Below are 17,993 nucleotides of genomic sequence, written 5' to 3' on the forward strand. Positions count from 1 at the left end.
GGTGTGCCACCCTGGCGTTCTAGTTTTAACTGTCTCACCGGTGTGCCACCCTGGCGTTCTAGTTTTAACTGTCTCACCCATTTATCCATAGTGGATTTACCTACGTTCATCGCCTTTGCAGCTTCGATGATGCTATGGTTTTTATCGAGGACTAATTGGGCAGCTTCAAGTTTGAATTCAGCACTAAATGTTTTTCTGGTTGTCGATCTCATGTGTTCACCTAAAGTCATCTACGAGGTAATAATATCACCTCTATTTAGGTGGCCAAAATTAGTGTGCCACTACAGACAACCCTTATGGCTAAGTTGATGTGGCTTATAGGCTAGGCTTGCAGCGATTTAGTTCGGAATGTTACAGTCTAGAGACGAATATTTGGTATACTCTTAAAATATAATTAAAAGCTGGCATATCAGTCAGATATAACCCCCTACTTTAGTGGACTTTTTCGGTCTAAATCTCTGCGTTATATCATTTTGATGCGAGATATCAATGCTATGGTTATTTTTAAGCGATGATTACGCTAACCATAGTTGTTCACCGAAAGTTAATATCATTGTCGTAAACAGCTTAAGGCGACTTCCATGTTAGAACTGTTAGAACCTATTGCGATTTTTACTCATGTGGCCAGAGCAGGTAGTTTTAGTGCCGCCGCAAGAAGGCTTGGGATCTCTAAGTCTAAGGTCAGTACACAAGTCGCCGATCTTGAACATAGACTTGGTGTTCAATTAATTCAACGTACCACCCGCAGCTTAAGCCTGACTGAAGCAGGGCATTTGCTGTATCTGCAAGGTGAAGAACTGCTGCGTGACGCTGAACAAGCGATAGCCAGCGTGCATAACTTAAATGATGCGACCCGCGGCGTGCTCAAGGTGGGTATTTCCCAATCCTTTGGGGTGATGCATATCATTCCTGCGTTGCCATCTTTTATGGCAAAACATCCTGAGCTTGAGCTACAAGTGAGCTTACTGGACCATAAAGTGGATGTCGTGAGCGAAGGCTTAGACTTACTGTTAACTATGTCTGAGCAATTACCGCTTGGCATGGTTGCTAGACCGCTGATGAAGTGCCAATTCCTGTTAGTTGCTTCGCCTGGCTATATTGCTCAACATGGCGAGCCAACTCGACCTGAGCAGCTAGTTGACCACAACTGTTTGGTCTATCAAGGCGAGTGGCACGAGCACAGCATGTGGCAATTTAAGAAGGGTGATGACTACTGTGAAATTGGCGTATCGGGTAATTTCAGGGTGGATAATGCGCCTGCATTAAAATCTGCTGCAATCAGTGGTCTTGGCGTTGTGTATCTTGCGAGTTATCTGATGGAAGATGAAATTGCCAAAGGGACATTAGTGCCTTTACTGAAGGATTGGCAATTGACCCACCATCTGCCATTGCAGGCGGTTTATCCCCGTCGTAAGCACTTAGCACCTAAGGTCAGTTCTTTTATTGAATTCATCAAAGATCACATAGGAACGCCGCCGTATTGGGATGCTCCCTATGTCGAATTATTCAGTAAACGTCAGTAAAATAGGAAACATTGTTCTCAAAAGCAGTCTTATGTGGTTTTAAATTGAGCAGACACTTTTCTGGTCATTTAAAATCAATATGTTAGATTCGGTTGTTAAGTACATTTGTTGATGGTTTTTTAGGGGTTCCTAAAGCACTTTTTTATAACATCCTTGAACTCTGTTCTTAATTGAATACAATGGTAACAGTTGATTCGGAATGACCTGAGTCCTATACGTTTATTGGAAATGACCCCTTTCAATTTTTGTATACAGGTCGGCGTTAATGCAGTTTTGGATCACAGCCAACAGAAGTTTGAGAACTAAAACAATGTTGGCTCTTTAAACCATCATCCTAGTTTTTGGTTTACCTCAGCCTTATCGTTGAGGTAATTTTTTTATTGATGGTTTGTAGCCTTGAGCACAAGTTTTGTCTCCCTGTACCCTAAAGTCGCAACTGTGTGTTAAATGATGTGAAGGCGAGTGCTAAAGCATATATTAATGCAACAAATATAGTGACCCACAGTGAGAAGGGTTCCGTTATCTAACGGGATAATGGTACCAATAAAAAAGCCACTTTCGAGTGGCTTTTTTATTGGGCGCAGCTTAAGACTTTCACTTATGTCGCTTTAGTCGTGAAGCAAGTTAACAGTGCTTCACGGCTAAGCACTTAGGCATTAAAGCATTAGTGCATTAGGCCTGCTTCTTACTGGCTATCCAGAGATCGACTTGTTGCTCTAACACATCCAGTGGCAATGCGCCGTTAGCAAGTACTAGCGTATGGAAGTCGCGGATATCAAATTGACTGCCAAGCTGTTGCTCTGCTTTATGTCTTAGCTCTAGTAGTTTAATCATACCTACTTTATAAGCTGTCGCTTGCGATGGCATAACGATATGGCGTTCAACCATTTTCACCGCATCTGATTTAGCATTTGGCGTATTATCCACGTAATAGGCAATGCCTTGCTCGCGGGTCCACTTCTTGGCATGAATACCGGTATCAACGACTAAGCGACATGCACGCCACAGTTCCATTGCTAGACGACCAAAGTCAGAGTAAGGATCGGCGTAGAGTCCCATTTCTTTTGGGAAAGATTCGCTATATAAACCCCAGCCCTCAATATACGCGGTATAGCCCCCAAACTTACGGAACTTAGGAATATTTTGCAGTTCTTGGGAAATGGCGATCTGCATATGGTGACCCGGAATACCTTCGTGGTAGGCCAGCGCCTCCATTTGGTATTTTGGCATGGCTTTCATGTCATATAGGTTTGCATAGTAGCTACCTGGACGAGAACCATCCGGTGCCGGTTGTTCATAGAAGGCTTTACCCGCGGATTTTTCCCTAAAGGCTTCAACCTGCTTCACTACCATGGCGGCCTTAGGTTTTACTTTGAACACTTCATCCAAGCGCGACTTCATATTGTCTATGAACTTAGTCGCCTCAGCTAAATAGGCGGCTTTGCCTTCGGCGGTATTGGGGTAGTAGAACTGGGGATCATCACGCATAAAGCTAAAGAATTGCTGCAAATCGCCTTTAAAATTGACCTTCTTCATGATGGCACGCATGTCATTGTGAATACGTTCCACCTCAGAAAGACCTAAGTCATGGATTTGATCGGCGCTCATGTTTGTCGTGGTCGTTCGTGCCAAGGCATTATTGTAATAGGCGGGGCCGTTAGGGAGTTTCCACGCACCATCGCGGTCATCAGCTTTGGCTGCTAAGGTTTTGACGTAACTGATTAGCTTGTTATAGGCGGGTTCGACTTGAGTAACGAGTGCTTGCTCAGCTTGTTGAAGCAGTGCTTGCTTCTCTGTCTCTTTAATCGCTAATGCGTTCACTTTACGGCGAAAATCTGCGAGTAGCGCACTATCGTCGCCCTTATCAAAAGGCGCACCTTTGATAATGTTTTGGCTGTCTGAAATCACATAAGCGAATACAAACTTAGGCGCGATAATGCCTTTATCTGCGCGAACGGCTAATACTGTCTGCAATTGACTTAAGCGTTTGGGCACGCTATTCAAGCGACTGATATAGGCCTTAGCATCGCTGACATCTGTGATTTGATGTTGGTTAATCAAGAAGGAGGCGATCATAGAGTGGCCGCCATACATCTGATTCACAGGGTAATTATGATAGCGCCATTGGTCATCTTCGATATCATTTTGCAGATTTTGCTGCAGTAACGTGAGGCTAAGATGAGTTTGTGGATCGAGTTTGGCCGCATCAATCTGATTGACCCGCTCCAGTTGTTTTTTTGTGCGATCTAGGGTTTTATCATCTGCGGCATCACCCAGTTCATCCCATTTATCATAGTCTTGCTTGATCCCCATATAGGTCTGCGAAATGGGGCTCGCCATAATATTTTCCATGAAGATGGTTTCGAACAGAGCATTGGCTTTTTCTGACTCGGTTTGCGCTACTGCATTCACAGGTTCGCTTGCACTGTTTAAGGCTGGCGCAGTTGATGCTGCATACGCGGGAATGGTCAGTATAGCTGAAAGGGTCAGTGCGACTAAGCTGATTTTAGTTTTTATTGGCATGATCAGGCTTCCTAGATTGATTTGCATTAATACTAAAGAAGCGGAACAAGAATGTATGGATATTAGTGTTAGAAAATGTGTTAGCAGTAATAGTATTAAACGACACTATTTGTAACTAACACATTATTTATATAGATATTTTAGCGAATAACTCAGCAGAATTGTGTCAGTAAATCATTAACAAACATATGACCTTTACTGGTTAATTGCCAATGTTCAGCGGATTCTGTGAGTAAACCGCGTTGTTTGGCTTTTTCCATTCCTTCGGTCAATGTGTCTCTGTGTTGTCCGGTACGCAGTTCAAATTCTTGCTTAGGGATAGGTGTCATCAGACGCAGGCGATTCATTAAATATTCGAGCGCGCGGTCTTCCTCTGCAACTTCAATCGATTCGAAGGTGTAGTTGCTGGCACTCAGATATCCCTTGGGATGTTTAATTTTTACCGTGCGTATGATGCGGTTTTCTTTTGGCAGCGTCACTTTGCCGTGTGCGCCACAGCCTATGCCTAGATAATCACCAAACTGCCAGTAGTTGAGATTGTGCCTACATTGGTAACCAGGTTTTGCGTAGGCAGATATTTCGTATTGCTCATACCCTAATGCGGCCAGCTTTTGTTGACCTTGCTCATAGATATGCCAGAGCGCTTCGTCATCGGGCAGCTGCGGCGGTTTTGAGTGGAATAGGGTGTTGGGCTCAATCGTTAACTGATACCAAGATAGGTGTGGCGGGTTAAGCGCCGCTGCCGTGTCGATATCGGCCATAGCTTCAGCAAAACTTTGGTTGGGTAATCCATGCATTAAATCGAGGTTAAAACTCAAGTATCCCGCTTGGCTGGCTTTTTGAGCGGCGACTTGTGCCTCGTTTTGATCGTGAATACGTCCGAGTAAGTTGAGTTTATCCTTAGAAAAGCTTTGCACCCCGATAGATAAACGAGTGACGCCCGCTGCACGATAGGCACTAAAGTCATCGTGTTCTAAAGTGCCAGGGTTAGCTTCCATGGTGATTTCGATATTGTCACTAAAGGGAATTAGCGCATTGGCACCATCGAGTATGCGTTTGATTTGCAAAGCATCGAATAAGGATGGCGTGCCGCCACCGATAAAGATGGTATGGATTTGCCGCCCTTGGACGAGATGTAAATCTTGGCGTAAGTCTTCCAATAGCGCATCAACATAAGCCTCTTGTGGCAGTTCGCCATTTTGGCCATGGGAATTAAAGTCACAATAGGGACACTTTTGTACGCACCAGGGAATATGGATATACAGACTGAGTGGTGGCAGTTCGAGCTTCATTGCAGTAGTCACGGCAGTTGACGACATTATTGTGCATTCCCGCCAGTTAACACGCCTTGGGCTTGCATGGCGGCGATGAGTTGCACTAGGGCTTTACCACGATGGCTTAAGGCATTTTTCTCGTTGCTGCCCAGCTCCGCCGCGCTACATTGATAATTTTCAGGGATAAAAATCGGATCGTAACCATGGCCATTAGCGCCGCGTTGGCTAAAGTCGATTTGGCCTTCCCATGCGGCTTGGCAAATAATTGGGGTTGGATCTTTCGCGTGGCGCATATACACCAGTACGCATTGGAATCGCGCACTGCGAGGTGCAGGCTGGTCTTTTAATGTCTCAAGTAGTTTCAATACGTTGTCTTGATCTTTGGCATTTTCGCCCGCGTAACGTGCTGAATAAATGCCTGGAGCGCCTTGGAGTAAATCCACTTCTAAACCCGAATCATCGGCAATGGCCGTAAGTCCGGTGATTTCGGCGGCATGCCTTGCTTTGATAATGGCATTCTCTACAAAAGTGGTACCCGTTTCTGCTACTTCGCTGACATTAAACTGGCTCTGCGGCAGTACAGTGACACCGTAGCTTGCGAGCATTTGATCGAATTCGGCGAGTTTGCCTTTATTACCGCTGGCGAGGACGATTTGTTGCATGGAATACCTATCATAAATGGGACGACGTGCGTTGGCACTATGATACCCAAGCTCAATAGTAAAGGACAGGGAAAGGGGTTGGCGCAACAGGAAAGCAACGCCAACAAAGGTATAAAATAGGTTTATTCAACGTAGAATTTTTGCTTGAACTGTAAGTTCGTGTTCAGTTGATTGCCATATTTAATTGCGACATTGAAGTTGATTTCCTGATCATCGCGGTAGGGCACTTCGGCAATGTAATAAATCGCATCACCTTCGCGGATCTCTTTAAACGTTAGATTGATTCGCGCATCTAACAAATTATTAGCAACTCCAGTAATTTCAACGGGCACTGCGGGCTTATTCGCTTCGCTAATATCTAATACGGCAATATTGATGATGCCAGTGTAGCTACTGCGCTTAATACCATAGGATTTGGCTATGCTAGGCGTTAAAAATGTACTGCCAAGTGCCATGTAATGAATATCAAAATTGCCGACAGTTTCTTTTTGCTCGGCATTTGCAACACCGCAAAGGCTGGCCGTGAGGGCTAATACAGCGAGAAGATTACGGAACATGATGGGATACCTCATATTAGGGAATGTTGGATTATAGGGCCGCTGTGACTATTTTTTTCAATAAATTAATAGCATTCAAAGGATTAATTCGTTTTCAGTTGTACGATTCTTTAACTGATTGATCTTTCAACTGAATTACTTTTCACTATCTTGCCCCATCAGTTCAGTAATGACACTTGGGATGATCTTAGGGTCAATAATGCGGATTTGTTTATGTCGGCCAAGTTCACCTTTTATTATGTGAATGTCGCTCTTTGGCACTTTAAAAGCTTTTGCTAAGTACTTGCTTAAATGGGCATTGGCCTTGCCATCAATAGGCGGAGCAGTGATGGCTACTTTTAGCTCATCACCGTGCAGCCCTACAATTTGATCTCGGCTTGCCTTAGGCTGAATATAGAGATTGAGCAGCAGGTCACCCTGCTGCAAAGTCACTGCACTCATTAGATCACTGCCCAATAAGGGATATATTGAGCAAGTAACATATTGAGGAAATTCATACCAATAATGACCAGCATTACGGATAAATCTAAACCACCAATTGGCGGTATGATACGACGTATTGGTGCTAATACGGGTTCAGTTAACTGACCCATGATCATTACAATTGGATTATAGCCTTGGTTAAACCAGCTTAAGATTGCGCGTATTAATAGCATCCAAAACAGCAGTACCCCTGCTTTTTTGACCACAGATACAACGGCAAACAGCAAAAATAACAGTATGTCTATACCACCGCCCGCAATGAGACTAATTAGTAGCAGCTTGGCTATCACAACCAATAATGCGAGGACGAAAGATGCGGTATCAAATCGCCCTAAGGAAGGCAAAATACGGCGCATTGGTGCGATGAGCGGATGAGTTGCTTTAACAATAAATTGGCTAAAAGGATTGTAAAAATCAGCCCTTGCCAGTTGTAACCAAATCCGCAAAATCACCACCATCAAATAGAGATCGAATAGAGTGGTGATTAAAAAGGTAAATGCATTCATCGAGATTTCTACCTATTAAAGTTCGATATAAAAACGTGTTAGTGGATCAAAATGTTTTAGCCATTTCTTCCGCACGATTAATACAGTTTTCCATGGCTTTTTTTACTAAGCCGCGCATATCCGCAGCTTCAAATGTCGCCAGCGCCTGTGCGGTGGTGCCGCCCTTTGAAGTAACATTCTCCCTTAAATTACCTAAGGTCAGTTGTGGGTTTTGCTTTGCCATCATAGCAGCGCCAAGCGCAGCTTGCTGCACTAAACTTCTGGCTTTTGTTTCATCCATTCCCATTTCTTTGCCTGCATCTATCATAGACTCCATTAGCAAAAAGAAATAAGCCGGTGAACTGCCCGATAGTGCAATCACTTGATCTAAATCTGACTCTTCATTTACCCACACTATTTCGCCGCCGCTTAACATCAAACGATCGCAAATGGCTTTCTGCTCGGTAGTAATGCTTTGAGGCGCATAGAGGCCAGTCATACCAACATTAATTTGCATCGGCGTATTTGGCATGGCGCGGATAAGCTTGATGTCTTGTGCCAGATAGTCGGTATATCGCTTTGCTTTAATGCCCGCAGCGATAGTGATGACTAACTTATTCGACAGCTCGACTGTCTGTAATGCTTCACAAACTTGTTGCATCAATTGTGGTTTTACCGAAAGTACTATGACATCGGCAGCTTGCGCCGCGGCTAAATTATCCTGAGAAACCAAAATCCCAAAATCGTCTTTTAGTGCATCGAGTTTACCTTGGCTGGGATTAGTCGCTTGGATGAGTTGAGCTGGATAGCCGCTATTGACTAAGCCACTGATGATGCTGCGCGTCATATTGCCGGCACCGATAAAGCAGATTTTCTGTTGATCCATTTGATTCTCTTCAGTGTGTTAACCGTTAAGTTGTAACATCTTCACCTTAAATTAAGATGATAAAACGGTTAGTCATTTGAATGACTGAGCCTGATTATCGACTCTCGCTAATTGCTCTTAAATCGTTAATGTTCGGTGTTCTTAAATACAGTATTTGGGCATAAAGTGCTAAAAACAAGGTTAAACTGACCTCTAACTAAATGCCTAACGTGGATTTTACGCAGCGTAATTGCGCTCACCAAAAATGGCACTGCCAATACGCACCATAGTTGAACCGCAGCTAATCGCTGTATCTAGGTCATTACTCATCCCCATTGAAAGCGTATCTACTGCGGGATAATGCGATTTAAGTTCTTGAAATAGATTGTTTAACATGGAAAACTCTTTAAGCTGTAACTCTGTATCCGCGGTTGCCGTTGGAATTGCCATTAGGCCCCTCAGTGCTAAGTTAGGTAGCTGAGTTATCAGTTCAGCCAGTGGCAGCATTTGAGCCGCATCTATGCCAGATTTTGTGTCTTCAGCACTGATATTAATTTGAATACAGACGTTTAATGGCGCCAATTCGGCCGGACGTTGCTCATTGAGACGTAGGGCAATTTTGTCGCGTGAGAGGGTATGCATCCAATCGAAATGCTGGGCGACTATGCTGGTTTTATTGGATTGGAGTGGGCCGATAAAATGCCATTCTATGTCCGGGAAATCCCCCTTGAGCGCAGTAATTTTTTCAGCGCCTTCTTGGACATAGTTTTCGCCAAAGCAACGCTGACCCGCTTGGTAGGCTGCTATAATGTCTTCAATAGGTTTAGTCTTGCTGACGGCAAGTAAGCGAATACTGCTGGGGTGGCGGGCACATTTTTGCGCTGCTTGTGTGATCCTGCGCTGTGCGATTGCGAGTCTGTCTGCTATTGTTGTCATGATGTAATTATCTAGTTGCAAGGATATCCCAAACGATGGAAATCACTGAGTTATTGGCATTTAGTGTAAAACACAAAGCCTCGGATCTACACCTTTCTGCAGGGATATCTCCCATGATCCGTGTTGACGGTGAAGTGAGAAAAATTAACCTGCCCGCGCTCGATCATCAAGGTGTACACAGTTTAGTGTACGACATAATGAATGATAAGCAGCGTAAGGACTACGAAGAACATTTAGAAATAGATTTCTCGTTCGAAGTCCCTAATCTTGCACGCTTTCGTGTTAACGCATTCAATCAATCCCGTGGTGCAGCGGCTGTGTTTCGTACCATTCCAAGTGACATTTTGTCACTTGAGCAATTAGGTGCGCCGGAAATTTTTAAAAAAATTGCCAGTTTCCCTCGGGGATTAGTCCTAGTGACTGGACCTACTGGGTCGGGTAAGAGTACCACACTTGCCGCTATGGTGGATTACGTGAATGAAAATCGACATGATCATATCTTAACCATTGAAGATCCTATCGAATTTGTTCACCAAAATAAGCAATGTTTGATTAACCAACGTGAAGTTCACCGCCATACCCACAGCTTTAATGCGGCGCTTAGAAGCGCACTGCGTGAAGACCCAGACGTAATTTTAGTCGGTGAGATGCGTGACCTTGAGACCATTCGTTTGGCGATGACCGCCGCTGAAACAGGCCACTTAGTGTTTGGTACCTTGCATACTACTTCTGCCGCGAAAACGATTGACCGTGTGGTCGACGTATTCCCTGCTGGTGAAAAAGACATGGTGCGCACTATGTTGTCTGAATCGCTGCAAGCGGTTATTTCGCAAACCCTGATTAAAAAGGTGGGAGGAGGCCGTGTCGCCGCCCATGAAATCATGATGGGCACGCCCGCTATCCGCAACTTAATTCGTGAAGACAAAGTGGCGCAGATGTATTCGGCAATTCAAACAGGTATGGCCCATGGAATGCAGACCTTAGAGCAATGTTTACAGAACTTAGTCAATCGCGGTCTTATCACTCGTGAAGATGCAATGGCGAAAAGTTCGAATAAACAAGCGACATTTTAAGGATTTATGATGGATGTTCGTCCGTTTTTAAAAGTGATAGTGGAACGCAAAGCCTCCGACTTGTTCATCACAGCGGGTTTTCCGCCGAGTGCCAAGATTGACGGTGAATTGCGTCCCTTGGCAGAAAGTGCGTTTACACCAGCACAATCACTGGATTTTGTTGAGTCGTTAATGACAGAGGCGCAGAAGCAAGAGTTTCATTCCACTCGTGAGTGTAACTTCGCTTTTGCGGCAAAGGATTTAGGTCGTTTTCGGGTGAGCGCTTTTTGGCAGCGTGAATCGCCTGGCTGTGTGATGCGCCGTATCGAGACTAAAATCCCGGATGTCGATGATTTAAAATTGCCGCCAATTCTAAAAGATCTGGTGATGAGTAAACGTGGCCTCATCATTATGGTAGGCGGAACGGGAACGGGTAAGTCAACGTCTTTGGCGGCCTTGGTGGGTTATCGCAATGGTCATGCTCGTGGGCATATTTTGACTATTGAAGATCCGGTTGAATTCGTTCATGACCACAGAAAAAGCATAATCACTCAGCGAGAAGTGGGTATAGATACTGAGTCTTTTGATGCGGCGCTAAAAAGCTCCCTTCGCCAAGCTCCCGATGTGATCTTGATTGGTGAAATTCGTACCCAAGAGACGATGGAGTTTGCGCTGTCATTTGCAGAAACGGGTCACCTTTGTATGGCAACCTTGCATGCCAACAACGCCAACCAAGCGTTAGACCGGATTATGCATCTCGTGCCTGAGAGTAAGCATCAACAGTTATTGTTCGATTTATCATTGAATTTACGCGGTATTGTGGCGCAGCAATTGATACCGAAAGTCGATGGCACAGGGCGTCGCGCCGCGATTGAAGTATTGATTAACACCCCAAGGGTGGCGAGTTTAATTGCGAAGAACGAGCTGCATTTGCTCAAAGAAACCATGGCAAAATCCAACGAGCAGGGCATGCAGACGTTCGATCAGGCCTTGCTGAAACTTTATGTCGATGGCGAGATTAGTTACGCCGATGCGCTGCACCATGCTGATTCACCAAACGATTTACGTTTGATGATTAAATTGCAGAATAAAGAATCCACGGGCTCAGGTTTTATGGAAGGTGTCACCTTAGACATGGACTAGCGTGATAGTCAGGTTCTGGGTTAGGCAGCTCTTTATGGGCTGCTTTTTGTTTGTGTATTAGATTTTCGTTCAGCTCAATCGGTTCTACTTTATCGCTATGTTGCCATTATCCATAGCTTTTATTTTTTAATTCAATATGATCTTTACCTAGTGCGTTTACGTAATGTACTGGTAAAGGAGAAAGCAATGAAAAAATTACCTATGATATTCGCTATGACAGCGAGCTTGACGAGTGTTGGCGCTATGGCGGCCACTTGTCCCGAGTATCTGAACCTTGAAGTACGAAAATTACATTCTGAAGAGACGGTTAATCTGTGTGAATTGACTCAGGGAAAACCAGTGTTGATTGTTAACACGGCCAGTAACTGTGGTTACACCCCGCAGTTTAAAGCGCTCGAAACATTGCATGAAAACTACAAAGATAAAGGCTTAGTGGTCATTGGTTTCCCATCGGATGATTTTTTCCAAGAAGAAAATGATGAGAAAGATACGGCTAAGGTGTGTTACATCAATTACGGTGTCACCTTTACTATGCTGTCAACATCGCCAGTACGTGGTAGTGACGCTAATAGTGTCTTCAAATACTTAGCTGAAAAAACTGGTGCGCCTAAGTGGAATTTTTATAAGTATGTCGTCAGCGGTGATGGTGCGGTTGTGCAACAGTTCAATTCTAAAGTGAAGCCAGATAGTGAAGAGCTTAAGCACGCGATAGAATCTGTACTTTAATCTTACGAATATTTATTAATTAAGAGGCTGTTTTGGCTAAATTTTCAGGCTTATCCAAAGAAGTTGGACACGGGCAGCGCGGCAAAGTAGGCGTGTTGTTGTTGAATTTAGGTACTCCAGATGAACCCACAGCATCTGCTGTTAGACGTTATCTTGCAGAGTTTTTAGCAGATCCCCGAGTCGTCGAGATCCCTAAGTTAGTGTGGATGTTGATTTTACACGGGATTATTTTGCGGGTACGGCCAGCAAAATCGGCAGCATTATACCAAAAGGTATGGACTGCGGCAGGTTCACCGTTAATGGACATTAGTTTGCGTCAAACGGCAAAGTTAGCGGATAAGCTTAAAGCCGATAACTATGATGTCTCTGTCCATTTAGCCATGCGTTACGGTAATCCGTCGGTTGCTAGCACCTTGCAGAATATGCATCAAAATGGCATAGATAAAATCGTGGTGTTACCTCTGTATCCCCAATATGCGGCGCCAACCACAGGTTCTGCATTTGATGCGATTGCGGCTGAGTTGTCCAAGTGGCGCTATATTCCAGCACTGCATTTTATTAATACTTATCATGACAATGCTGACTTTATTAATGCTTTAGCCAATTCGATCTCGGCTGATTTTGAAGCCCATGGTAAACCGCAAAAATTGGTGTTGTCATACCATGGTATGCCTGAACGTAATTTGCATTTAGGCGATCCGTATTACTGCTTCTGCATGAAAACGACTCGACTGGTTACCGAGAAGCTTGGGTTAGGTAAAGATGAGTTTGTGATGACATTTCAATCGCGTTTCGGTAAAGCCAAATGGCTACAACCTTATACCGATGCGACTTTGAAAGCGTTGCCGCAACAAGGCGTGCGTGATATTGCTATCGTCTGCCCAGCTTTTAGCGCCGATTGTTTAGAAACGCTGGAAGAAATTGTTGGGGAAAATGGTCATCTCTTTGCCGAGGCGGGTGGTGAGAAGTTCCGCTACATTGCTGCATTAAATGATGATGATGCGCACATTACTATGATGGCAAACTTAGTGAAGCCACATTTTTGATCTGGTAATTTATCGGGTTAAATATCAAACTAAAAGGATAAGGCAACTTATCCTTTTCTTTTTATTGTAGTTTTATTTATTGTGGCATTACTTGCTGAAGTTATTTTCGAAGTAGCTTTCGATGATAAGGACGGCAGACACCGCATCGACTTGACCTTTGGTCAGTGCCTTAAACCCGCCCAATTCGAATAATCTGGCCTTAGCATCAGTGGTAGTTAATCGCTCATCTTGAGTGGCTATTTTGACTTTGAACTTAGCATTGATGCGATTAGCAAATTTACGCGCCCTGTGGGTCATATCTTGCTCTGTGCCATCCATGTTTAAGGGCAGGCCAACGACGACTAAGTCGGGTTGCCACTCCTTGATTAAGTCGCCTATCTGATCCCAATTTGGGATCCCATCGACGGCTTTAATTGACAACAATGGCGTGGCGCTAGCGGTGATTTCTTGGCCTATAGCCACACCAATGCTCTTAGTGCCAAAATCAAAGCCTAATACGGTTTTCGAATTCATAGTGTGCTGACTTATATTAATAAATAGACTTAAGCGTGACCCGCTTGAGCTGAAACTTGCCAAGCATCAAATCCGAGAGCACGACTGGCCTGTGGCCAACGGTCTTCGTGTTTAATGTCAAACAAGAGCGCATTCGTTGCTGGAATTGTGAGCCAAGAATTATCGGCAAGCTCTTGTTCGAGCTGATCTTTACTCCACCCTGCATAACCTAAGGCGACGAGGAACTTCTCGGGCGATCTGTTGCTTCCAATCGCGGTTAACACATCACTGGAAGTGGTTAGCATTAAACCACAACCCAGATCTGTGCTATTGGCCCAATAGGGCTGAGAGGTATGCAGCACAAAGCCGCGATCTTGGGAGACGGGGCCGCCCATCATGACATTGGTATTGAGCACTAAATCCGCGGAGACTTGCTCTGCCAGCAAATCCATTTGTTCTAATAGCGAATTAACTTCGATACCGAGCGGTTTATTGATCACCAGCCCCATGGCGCCTTTGGCATCATGTTCACAGATATAAATGACTGAGCGTTCAAAAAACGTACCGTGTAGTGAGGGCATAGCAATTAAGAAATGGTTCTGCAAACTCTCCATTAAACTACTCCGTTTGATGTGGCTAAGTTGATCTAGCTTGCTGCTATATTGCTAAGTCGGGCGAGATTAACCGCCAGCTAATTTAACTTTGTAGTTTTGTTTCTCAAGTAATATCTTTAATTGCTCGCGGTTGTCCGTTTGGACTTCAATAGTGAAATCTTTAACCGTACCACCACAACCACATTGTTTCTTAAGGGTTTGTGCCATTGCTTTTAACGCTGCTTCATCGAGACCTAACCCAGAGATAATCGAAACGCCTTTACCTTTGCGGCCTTTACTGTCTCTATGGATCCTGACTATGCCATCGGATTCAGGAATCGCTTTAGTGACGGGCTCTGCATTTATACGGCCTTTGTCGGTACTGTACACTAAGGATACATTAGGATCTGCTTTCATCGGTTTCATTCATTGATATTAGAAGGTGACTTATACCGACTCAGTTTATCAAATTTGCAGAGGTTCTGGGAGGTAAAAAAAGACCACTTGAGGATTCTCCTTAAGTGGCCAATACAAAATGCTAACTCTTTGCAGGGAAGTAAGCATATTTTTGAAAAGTAAGCTTAAAGCTCGGGATTAATTCATTCGCATGAATACCATGGCTATCAGCGCCACAGCGGTGAGTAATGCACTGGGCATAATAAATTTATGTAACTTAGGTAACGCAATTAAGCAGGCTGTTGTAACAAAACCAAATGCGGCGACTGTCGCATAGTTAGTACCATTAGCAATGGTATCAATAACCAACCAGCCAAGCACTAGGAGGGGTAATATCAGTAAACTGGTAGGCAAATGACGTTTAATTTTGGCGTTATTGGCCTCGAGAGAAATTTTTTCTGGTGCAAGGAAAAAAATGGCAGATGCAACCATAAACGCGCTAATAAACCAGTACATTTCAACACCCCTCTAAATCTCAATTGATAATCATTATCATCTTTGGTTTTGCTGAAGTCAAGCTGAATGAGATGCCGCTTTTTAATCAATTGAGTTGTAGATTAGGCTATTGCTCTGTAAGCTAAATTCATATCTCTGATACTTGTCTTTGTTCGGGTCGAACATCTGAGGAAATTAAGATGAAAAATATTTTTGTAGCATTAGCTGTGTTGGCACTCAGTGCCTGTAGTTCGATGAAGTCAGGTTGGGATTTTGATCCTAGCGCCAATTTTACCCAATATAAAACCTATGCTTGGGTTGCTCAGAAAACGGATTCTGCTGGATATCATCTAGATGGCTTGATGGACCAACGGGTCAGAGAAGCGGTGAATAGCCAGTTAGCGAGTAAGGGGATGACATTAGTTGATGCAAAAGATGCTGATGTACTTGTTAATTATCTGACCAAAGTTGATAAGAAGATTAATGTTGATACCTTCAATAGTAATTTTGGCTACAACCCATACTATGGTCCAGGATGGGGTTGGGGCGGCAATATGCAGACCCAAACCACAGTAAGAGAATATGAAGTTGGCACCCTGATTATTGATTTGGTTGATAATAAAACCACTAAACTGATCTGGCGTGGTTCTGTTGCCGATACCATTCGCGACAAAAATACCCCAGAAGAAAGAGTACAGATCATCAATCAAGCAGTGGGCAGTGTAATGGCAAATTATCCACCTAAGCCTGACACTAAGTAGTTCTGATTCAGTTTGAATGAACATTAAGCGGCCTAAGGGCCGCTTTTTTGTGGTTGATTTTTATGCATTTGTCTACGGTATTAGATGATCTGCAGTTATTTATCATCTGATTGGATTTACGTTATTAATACTTATTAAAAATTCTATTTTCATAGATGACAATGTGAAGGTAACATTTTTATAACTAGCTATTTTGTATAATATTTATCCTATAACTTAATAAAGTAATAGGAGTCTGCATCAGATTATTAATAAGATGATGAATTAATTTTTCTAATGATGAATTCAAAATAAAATCATTATAGAACTGAGAGGTTATCAGGCAGAATCAATTCTTTGAGTTGTTGGTAGTAGCAAAGATGCATGAGACGCAGATTATTGGATTACTTTGGCTGATTGGGATTATTGCCGAGGCGATGACGGGCGCTCTGGCGGCTGGCCGCAAGCAGATGGATTTGTTTGGTGTGGTGATCATTGGCTGCGCAACGGCAATTGGTGGCGGTACACTAAGGGATATGATGCTCGGAAATTACCCCTTAATTTGGGTTGAGCATGTGCATTACCTTATTGCGATTGCATTCGCTTCTTTGCTCACTGTCGCTATCGCCCCTGTGATGCGTTATCTGTCTAAGTTATTTTTGGCTATTGATGCCTTAGGCTTAGCCGTATTCTCCATCGTGGGCGCACAAAAGACGTTAATGCTGGGATTTAGCCCAACAATTGCCGTAGTCATGGGATTGGTCACAGGTGTCTTTGGTGGCGTTATCCGCGATATTCTGTGTAACCAAGTGCCTTTGATTTTTAAGAAAGAACTCTATGCGGTGATTTCACTACTGACGGCAGGCTTGTATATCGTCTTAAAAGCCTATCAGTTAACGGAATGGATTAATCTGGTTATTTGTTTAAGCGTTGGTTTTAGCTTACGGATGTTGGCGCTGCGATATCATTGGTCTATGCCGACCTTTGACTACCAATCCAGTGGCGATCAGCATACACATTAAATCGTAAAACCAAATCGTAGAAATAGAACCGTTAAACAAAAGGGCAGCTAAGGCTGCCCTGTGTTTAGCTGTGAATTACTGCTGGGCTTGAAGGGTTTTCAAGGCTTCAAGGGCAGCATCATAGTTAGGATGCTCTGTGATGTTTGGTACTAACTCTTGGTATTGGAGCTTACCTTCTGCATCTATGATGAAAATGGCTCTAGCCAGCAAGCCGTAATCTTGAATTAACAAACCATACTTTTCACCAAAATCACGCCACACGCTATCTGATAGCACTTTGATTTTATCTACGTTTTCCACTTTACAGAAACGCTTCTGTGCGAAGGGTAAATCGGTACTGATCGTTAGCATGATGACGTCATCGGAAAAGTGGCCAACTTCGCTGTTGAAGCGCTTCGTCTGCAGCGCGCAAACACCTGTATCTAGGCTTGGCACGGCACTTATCAGTACCGTTTTACCCTTAAAATCACTTAGCATCACTGGCGTGAAATGCTCATCAACGACTTTAAACCCCGGCGCCATTTGCGACAATTTTGGTCTTTTCCCTTCTAAGGTGACTGTTTTTTCACCCATTAAAACCTGTGTTTTCTCACTGGCGAGTGTATTGGGACTCATCAGAACTAGGCTATAAATACAGCTTGCGGCTAAAAATGAAACATATTTTCGCATTGGATTTCCTCACACATGAATATCTGTGCCTTCGCTAATATCTGTCCATTAAGGTACGCTAAAATGATGCGTAGAACCATAAAAAAAGGTCGGTAATTACCGTAATGCCGTTCACTTAAGAGTGAACGGCATTTTTCTTTGGTCTAACCGGGAACTTGTTTTTGCTCATTTTAAGAACTCGTGGATATGCCCTTTCCCGTTTACCATCCAGCTTAAATTGCCGTGCATTTCGTTCTATATCCAATACGTCTCTCGGGACATTCCCCGGTGTTTGTGATGACAGTTGTGTCAACTTGAAGATGATATAACTC

At 43.7% G+C, this 17,993-nt stretch carries 21 protein-coding genes and 1 pseudogene; 7 read left to right on the top strand and 15 right to left on the bottom strand.

The window, feature by feature from the left end; all coding sequences use genetic code 11:
* Positions 1 to 212, bottom strand: a 212-nt coding sequence (locus L5L77_RS21590; RefSeq protein ID WP_263223401.1) for a transposase, incomplete at its 3' end; no start/stop codon positions are given.
* A 369-nt stretch (positions 213 to 581) separates the two neighbouring features.
* On the opposite strand from L5L77_RS21590, the gene L5L77_RS21595 reads away from it, so the two are divergent.
* Positions 582 to 1,523 (top strand): LysR family transcriptional regulator, encoded by a 942-nt coding sequence (locus L5L77_RS21595; protein WP_006082526.1) that lies wholly within the window; start codon positions 582 to 584, stop codon positions 1,521 to 1,523.
* A gap of 672 nt (positions 1,524 to 2,195) precedes the next feature.
* Here the strand turns inward: L5L77_RS21595 and L5L77_RS21600 are convergent.
* From L5L77_RS21600 to L5L77_RS21635, 8 genes are all read right to left on the bottom strand, one after another.
* Positions 2,196 to 4,046: a DUF885 domain-containing protein gene (locus tag L5L77_RS21600; RefSeq protein WP_263223402.1), complete on the bottom strand. Its 1,851-nt coding sequence runs from the start codon at positions 4,044 to 4,046 to the stop codon at positions 2,196 to 2,198.
* 152 nt (positions 4,047 to 4,198) lie between these two features.
* A complete protein-coding gene (gene hemW / locus L5L77_RS21605) occupies positions 4,199 to 5,365 on the bottom strand; it encodes a radical SAM family heme chaperone HemW (RefSeq protein WP_263209628.1) in 1,167 nt (388 codons plus the stop codon).
* Entirely contained in the window at positions 5,365 to 5,982 is a 618-nt protein-coding gene (gene rdgB / locus L5L77_RS21610; RefSeq protein WP_263223403.1) for an RdgB/HAM1 family non-canonical purine NTP pyrophosphatase, read from the bottom strand. Before rdgB ends, hemW begins: the two co-directional genes overlap by 1 nt.
* 122 nt (positions 5,983 to 6,104) lie before the next feature.
* On the bottom strand, positions 6,105 to 6,539 hold the full coding sequence (locus L5L77_RS21615) for a DUF4426 domain-containing protein (protein ID WP_263223404.1): 435 nt from the start codon (positions 6,537 to 6,539) through the stop codon (positions 6,105 to 6,107).
* A gap of 135 nt (positions 6,540 to 6,674) precedes the next feature.
* Positions 6,675 to 6,980 carry a DUF167 family protein YggU gene (gene yggU, locus L5L77_RS21620; RefSeq protein WP_028761286.1) on the bottom strand — a complete coding sequence of 102 codons (306 nt, stop codon included), beginning with the start codon at positions 6,978 to 6,980 and terminating at the stop codon, positions 6,675 to 6,677.
* Positions 6,980 to 7,528, bottom strand: coding sequence for a YggT family protein (locus L5L77_RS21625; protein ID WP_105251874.1), 549 nt, complete (start codon positions 7,526 to 7,528; stop codon positions 6,980 to 6,982). The genes yggU and L5L77_RS21625 overlap by 1 nt, the downstream gene beginning before the upstream one ends.
* Before the next feature lie 46 nt (positions 7,529 to 7,574).
* Entirely contained in the window at positions 7,575 to 8,393 is an 819-nt protein-coding gene (gene proC, locus L5L77_RS21630) for a pyrroline-5-carboxylate reductase (protein WP_263223405.1), read from the bottom strand.
* A 216-nt stretch (positions 8,394 to 8,609) separates the two neighbouring features.
* On the bottom strand, positions 8,610 to 9,308 hold the full coding sequence (locus L5L77_RS21635; protein ID WP_263223406.1) for a YggS family pyridoxal phosphate-dependent enzyme: 699 nt from the start codon (positions 9,306 to 9,308) through the stop codon (positions 8,610 to 8,612).
* Positions 9,309 to 9,343: 35 nt separating this feature from the next.
* On the opposite strand from L5L77_RS21635, the gene L5L77_RS21640 reads away from it, so the two are divergent.
* From L5L77_RS21640 to hemH, 4 genes are all read left to right on the top strand, one after another.
* Positions 9,344 to 10,381 carry a type IV pilus twitching motility protein PilT gene (locus L5L77_RS21640; protein ID WP_006082517.1) on the top strand — a complete coding sequence of 346 codons (1,038 nt, stop codon included), beginning with the start codon at positions 9,344 to 9,346 and terminating at the stop codon, positions 10,379 to 10,381.
* Between the two features lie 9 nt (positions 10,382 to 10,390).
* Positions 10,391 to 11,503, top strand: coding sequence for a PilT/PilU family type 4a pilus ATPase (locus L5L77_RS21645; RefSeq protein WP_028761282.1), 1,113 nt, complete (start codon positions 10,391 to 10,393; stop codon positions 11,501 to 11,503).
* 186 nt (positions 11,504 to 11,689) lie between these two features.
* Positions 11,690 to 12,229 (top strand): glutathione peroxidase, encoded by a 540-nt coding sequence (locus L5L77_RS21650; RefSeq protein WP_263142372.1) that lies wholly within the window; start codon positions 11,690 to 11,692, stop codon positions 12,227 to 12,229.
* A 32-nt stretch (positions 12,230 to 12,261) separates the two neighbouring features.
* On the top strand, positions 12,262 to 13,275 hold the full coding sequence (gene hemH / locus L5L77_RS21655; protein WP_263142371.1) for a ferrochelatase: 1,014 nt from the start codon (positions 12,262 to 12,264) through the stop codon (positions 13,273 to 13,275).
* A gap of 87 nt (positions 13,276 to 13,362) precedes the next feature.
* Here hemH and ruvX read toward each other — a convergent pair whose 3' ends face one another.
* The 4 genes from ruvX to L5L77_RS21675 all read right to left on the bottom strand — a co-directional run bounded on the left by ruvX (position 13,363) and on the right by L5L77_RS21675 (position 15,272).
* Positions 13,363 to 13,788 carry a Holliday junction resolvase RuvX gene (gene ruvX, locus L5L77_RS21660; protein ID WP_006082513.1) on the bottom strand — a complete coding sequence of 142 codons (426 nt, stop codon included), beginning with the start codon at positions 13,786 to 13,788 and terminating at the stop codon, positions 13,363 to 13,365.
* 29 nt (positions 13,789 to 13,817) lie between these two features.
* Positions 13,818 to 14,381, bottom strand: a complete 564-nt coding sequence (locus L5L77_RS21665; protein ID WP_263223407.1) for a YqgE/AlgH family protein — start codon at positions 14,379 to 14,381, stop codon at positions 13,818 to 13,820.
* 66 nt (positions 14,382 to 14,447) lie between these two features.
* On the bottom strand, positions 14,448 to 14,777 hold the full coding sequence (gene yciH / locus L5L77_RS21670; protein WP_263223408.1) for a stress response translation initiation inhibitor YciH: 330 nt from the start codon (positions 14,775 to 14,777) through the stop codon (positions 14,448 to 14,450).
* 177 nt (positions 14,778 to 14,954) lie between these two features.
* Positions 14,955 to 15,272 carry a hypothetical protein gene (locus tag L5L77_RS21675; protein ID WP_105253083.1) on the bottom strand — a complete coding sequence of 106 codons (318 nt, stop codon included), beginning with the start codon at positions 15,270 to 15,272 and terminating at the stop codon, positions 14,955 to 14,957.
* A gap of 179 nt (positions 15,273 to 15,451) precedes the next feature.
* Between L5L77_RS21675 and L5L77_RS21680 the strand changes: the two genes are divergently transcribed.
* A complete protein-coding gene (locus L5L77_RS21680) occupies positions 15,452 to 16,012 on the top strand; it encodes a DUF4136 domain-containing protein (RefSeq protein WP_028761276.1) in 561 nt (186 codons plus the stop codon).
* A 359-nt stretch (positions 16,013 to 16,371) separates the two neighbouring features.
* Positions 16,372 to 17,013: a trimeric intracellular cation channel family protein gene (locus L5L77_RS21685; RefSeq protein ID WP_028761275.1), complete on the top strand. Its 642-nt coding sequence runs from the start codon at positions 16,372 to 16,374 to the stop codon at positions 17,011 to 17,013.
* A gap of 75 nt (positions 17,014 to 17,088) precedes the next feature.
* On the opposite strand, the gene tpx is transcribed toward L5L77_RS21685, so the two are convergent.
* Entirely contained in the window at positions 17,089 to 17,682 is a 594-nt protein-coding gene (gene tpx / locus L5L77_RS21690) for a thiol peroxidase (RefSeq protein WP_263186821.1), read from the bottom strand.
* 115 nt (positions 17,683 to 17,797) lie between these two features.
* Positions 17,798 to 17,993 (bottom strand): annotated as a pseudogene (locus tag L5L77_RS21695) (IS4 family transposase); the annotation flags it as partial.

The sequence above is a fragment of the Shewanella sp. SM29 genome (assembly GCF_025654245.1).
Lineage (GTDB): Bacteria > Pseudomonadota > Gammaproteobacteria > Enterobacterales > Shewanellaceae > Shewanella > Shewanella oncorhynchi.

Coding starts and splice junctions, on each gene's coding strand:
- L5L77_RS21595 (WP_006082526.1), top strand. CDS start 582: ATGTTAGAACTGTTAGAACCTATTGCGATTTTTACTCATGTGGCCAGA.
- L5L77_RS21600 (WP_263223402.1), bottom strand. CDS start 4,046: ATGCCAATAAAAACTAAAATCAGCTTAGTCGCACTGACCCTTTCAGCT.
- hemW (WP_263209628.1), bottom strand. CDS start 5,365: ATGTCGTCAACTGCCGTGACTACTGCAATGAAGCTCGAACTGCCACCA.
- rdgB (WP_263223403.1), bottom strand. CDS start 5,982: ATGCAACAAATCGTCCTCGCCAGCGGTAATAAAGGCAAACTCGCCGAA.
- L5L77_RS21615 (WP_263223404.1), bottom strand. CDS start 6,539: ATGTTCCGTAATCTTCTCGCTGTATTAGCCCTCACGGCCAGCCTTTGC.
- yggU (WP_028761286.1), bottom strand. CDS start 6,980: ATGAGTGCAGTGACTTTGCAGCAGGGTGACCTGCTGCTCAATCTCTAT.
- L5L77_RS21625 (WP_105251874.1), bottom strand. CDS start 7,528: ATGAATGCATTTACCTTTTTAATCACCACTCTATTCGATCTCTATTTG.
- proC (WP_263223405.1), bottom strand. CDS start 8,393: ATGGATCAACAGAAAATCTGCTTTATCGGTGCCGGCAATATGACGCGC.
- L5L77_RS21635 (WP_263223406.1), bottom strand. CDS start 9,308: ATGACAACAATAGCAGACAGACTCGCAATCGCACAGCGCAGGATCACA.
- L5L77_RS21640 (WP_006082517.1), top strand. CDS start 9,344: ATGGAAATCACTGAGTTATTGGCATTTAGTGTAAAACACAAAGCCTCG.
- L5L77_RS21645 (WP_028761282.1), top strand. CDS start 10,391: ATGGATGTTCGTCCGTTTTTAAAAGTGATAGTGGAACGCAAAGCCTCC.
- L5L77_RS21650 (WP_263142372.1), top strand. CDS start 11,690: ATGAAAAAATTACCTATGATATTCGCTATGACAGCGAGCTTGACGAGT.
- ruvX (WP_006082513.1), bottom strand. CDS start 13,788: ATGAATTCGAAAACCGTATTAGGCTTTGATTTTGGCACTAAGAGCATT.
- L5L77_RS21665 (WP_263223407.1), bottom strand. CDS start 14,381: ATGGAGAGTTTGCAGAACCATTTCTTAATTGCTATGCCCTCACTACAC.
- yciH (WP_263223408.1), bottom strand. CDS start 14,777: ATGAAAGCAGATCCTAATGTATCCTTAGTGTACAGTACCGACAAAGGC.
- L5L77_RS21675 (WP_105253083.1), bottom strand. CDS start 15,272: ATGTACTGGTTTATTAGCGCGTTTATGGTTGCATCTGCCATTTTTTTC.
- L5L77_RS21680 (WP_028761276.1), top strand. CDS start 15,452: ATGAAAAATATTTTTGTAGCATTAGCTGTGTTGGCACTCAGTGCCTGT.
- L5L77_RS21685 (WP_028761275.1), top strand. CDS start 16,372: ATGCATGAGACGCAGATTATTGGATTACTTTGGCTGATTGGGATTATT.
- tpx (WP_263186821.1), bottom strand. CDS start 17,682: ATGCGAAAATATGTTTCATTTTTAGCCGCAAGCTGTATTTATAGCCTA.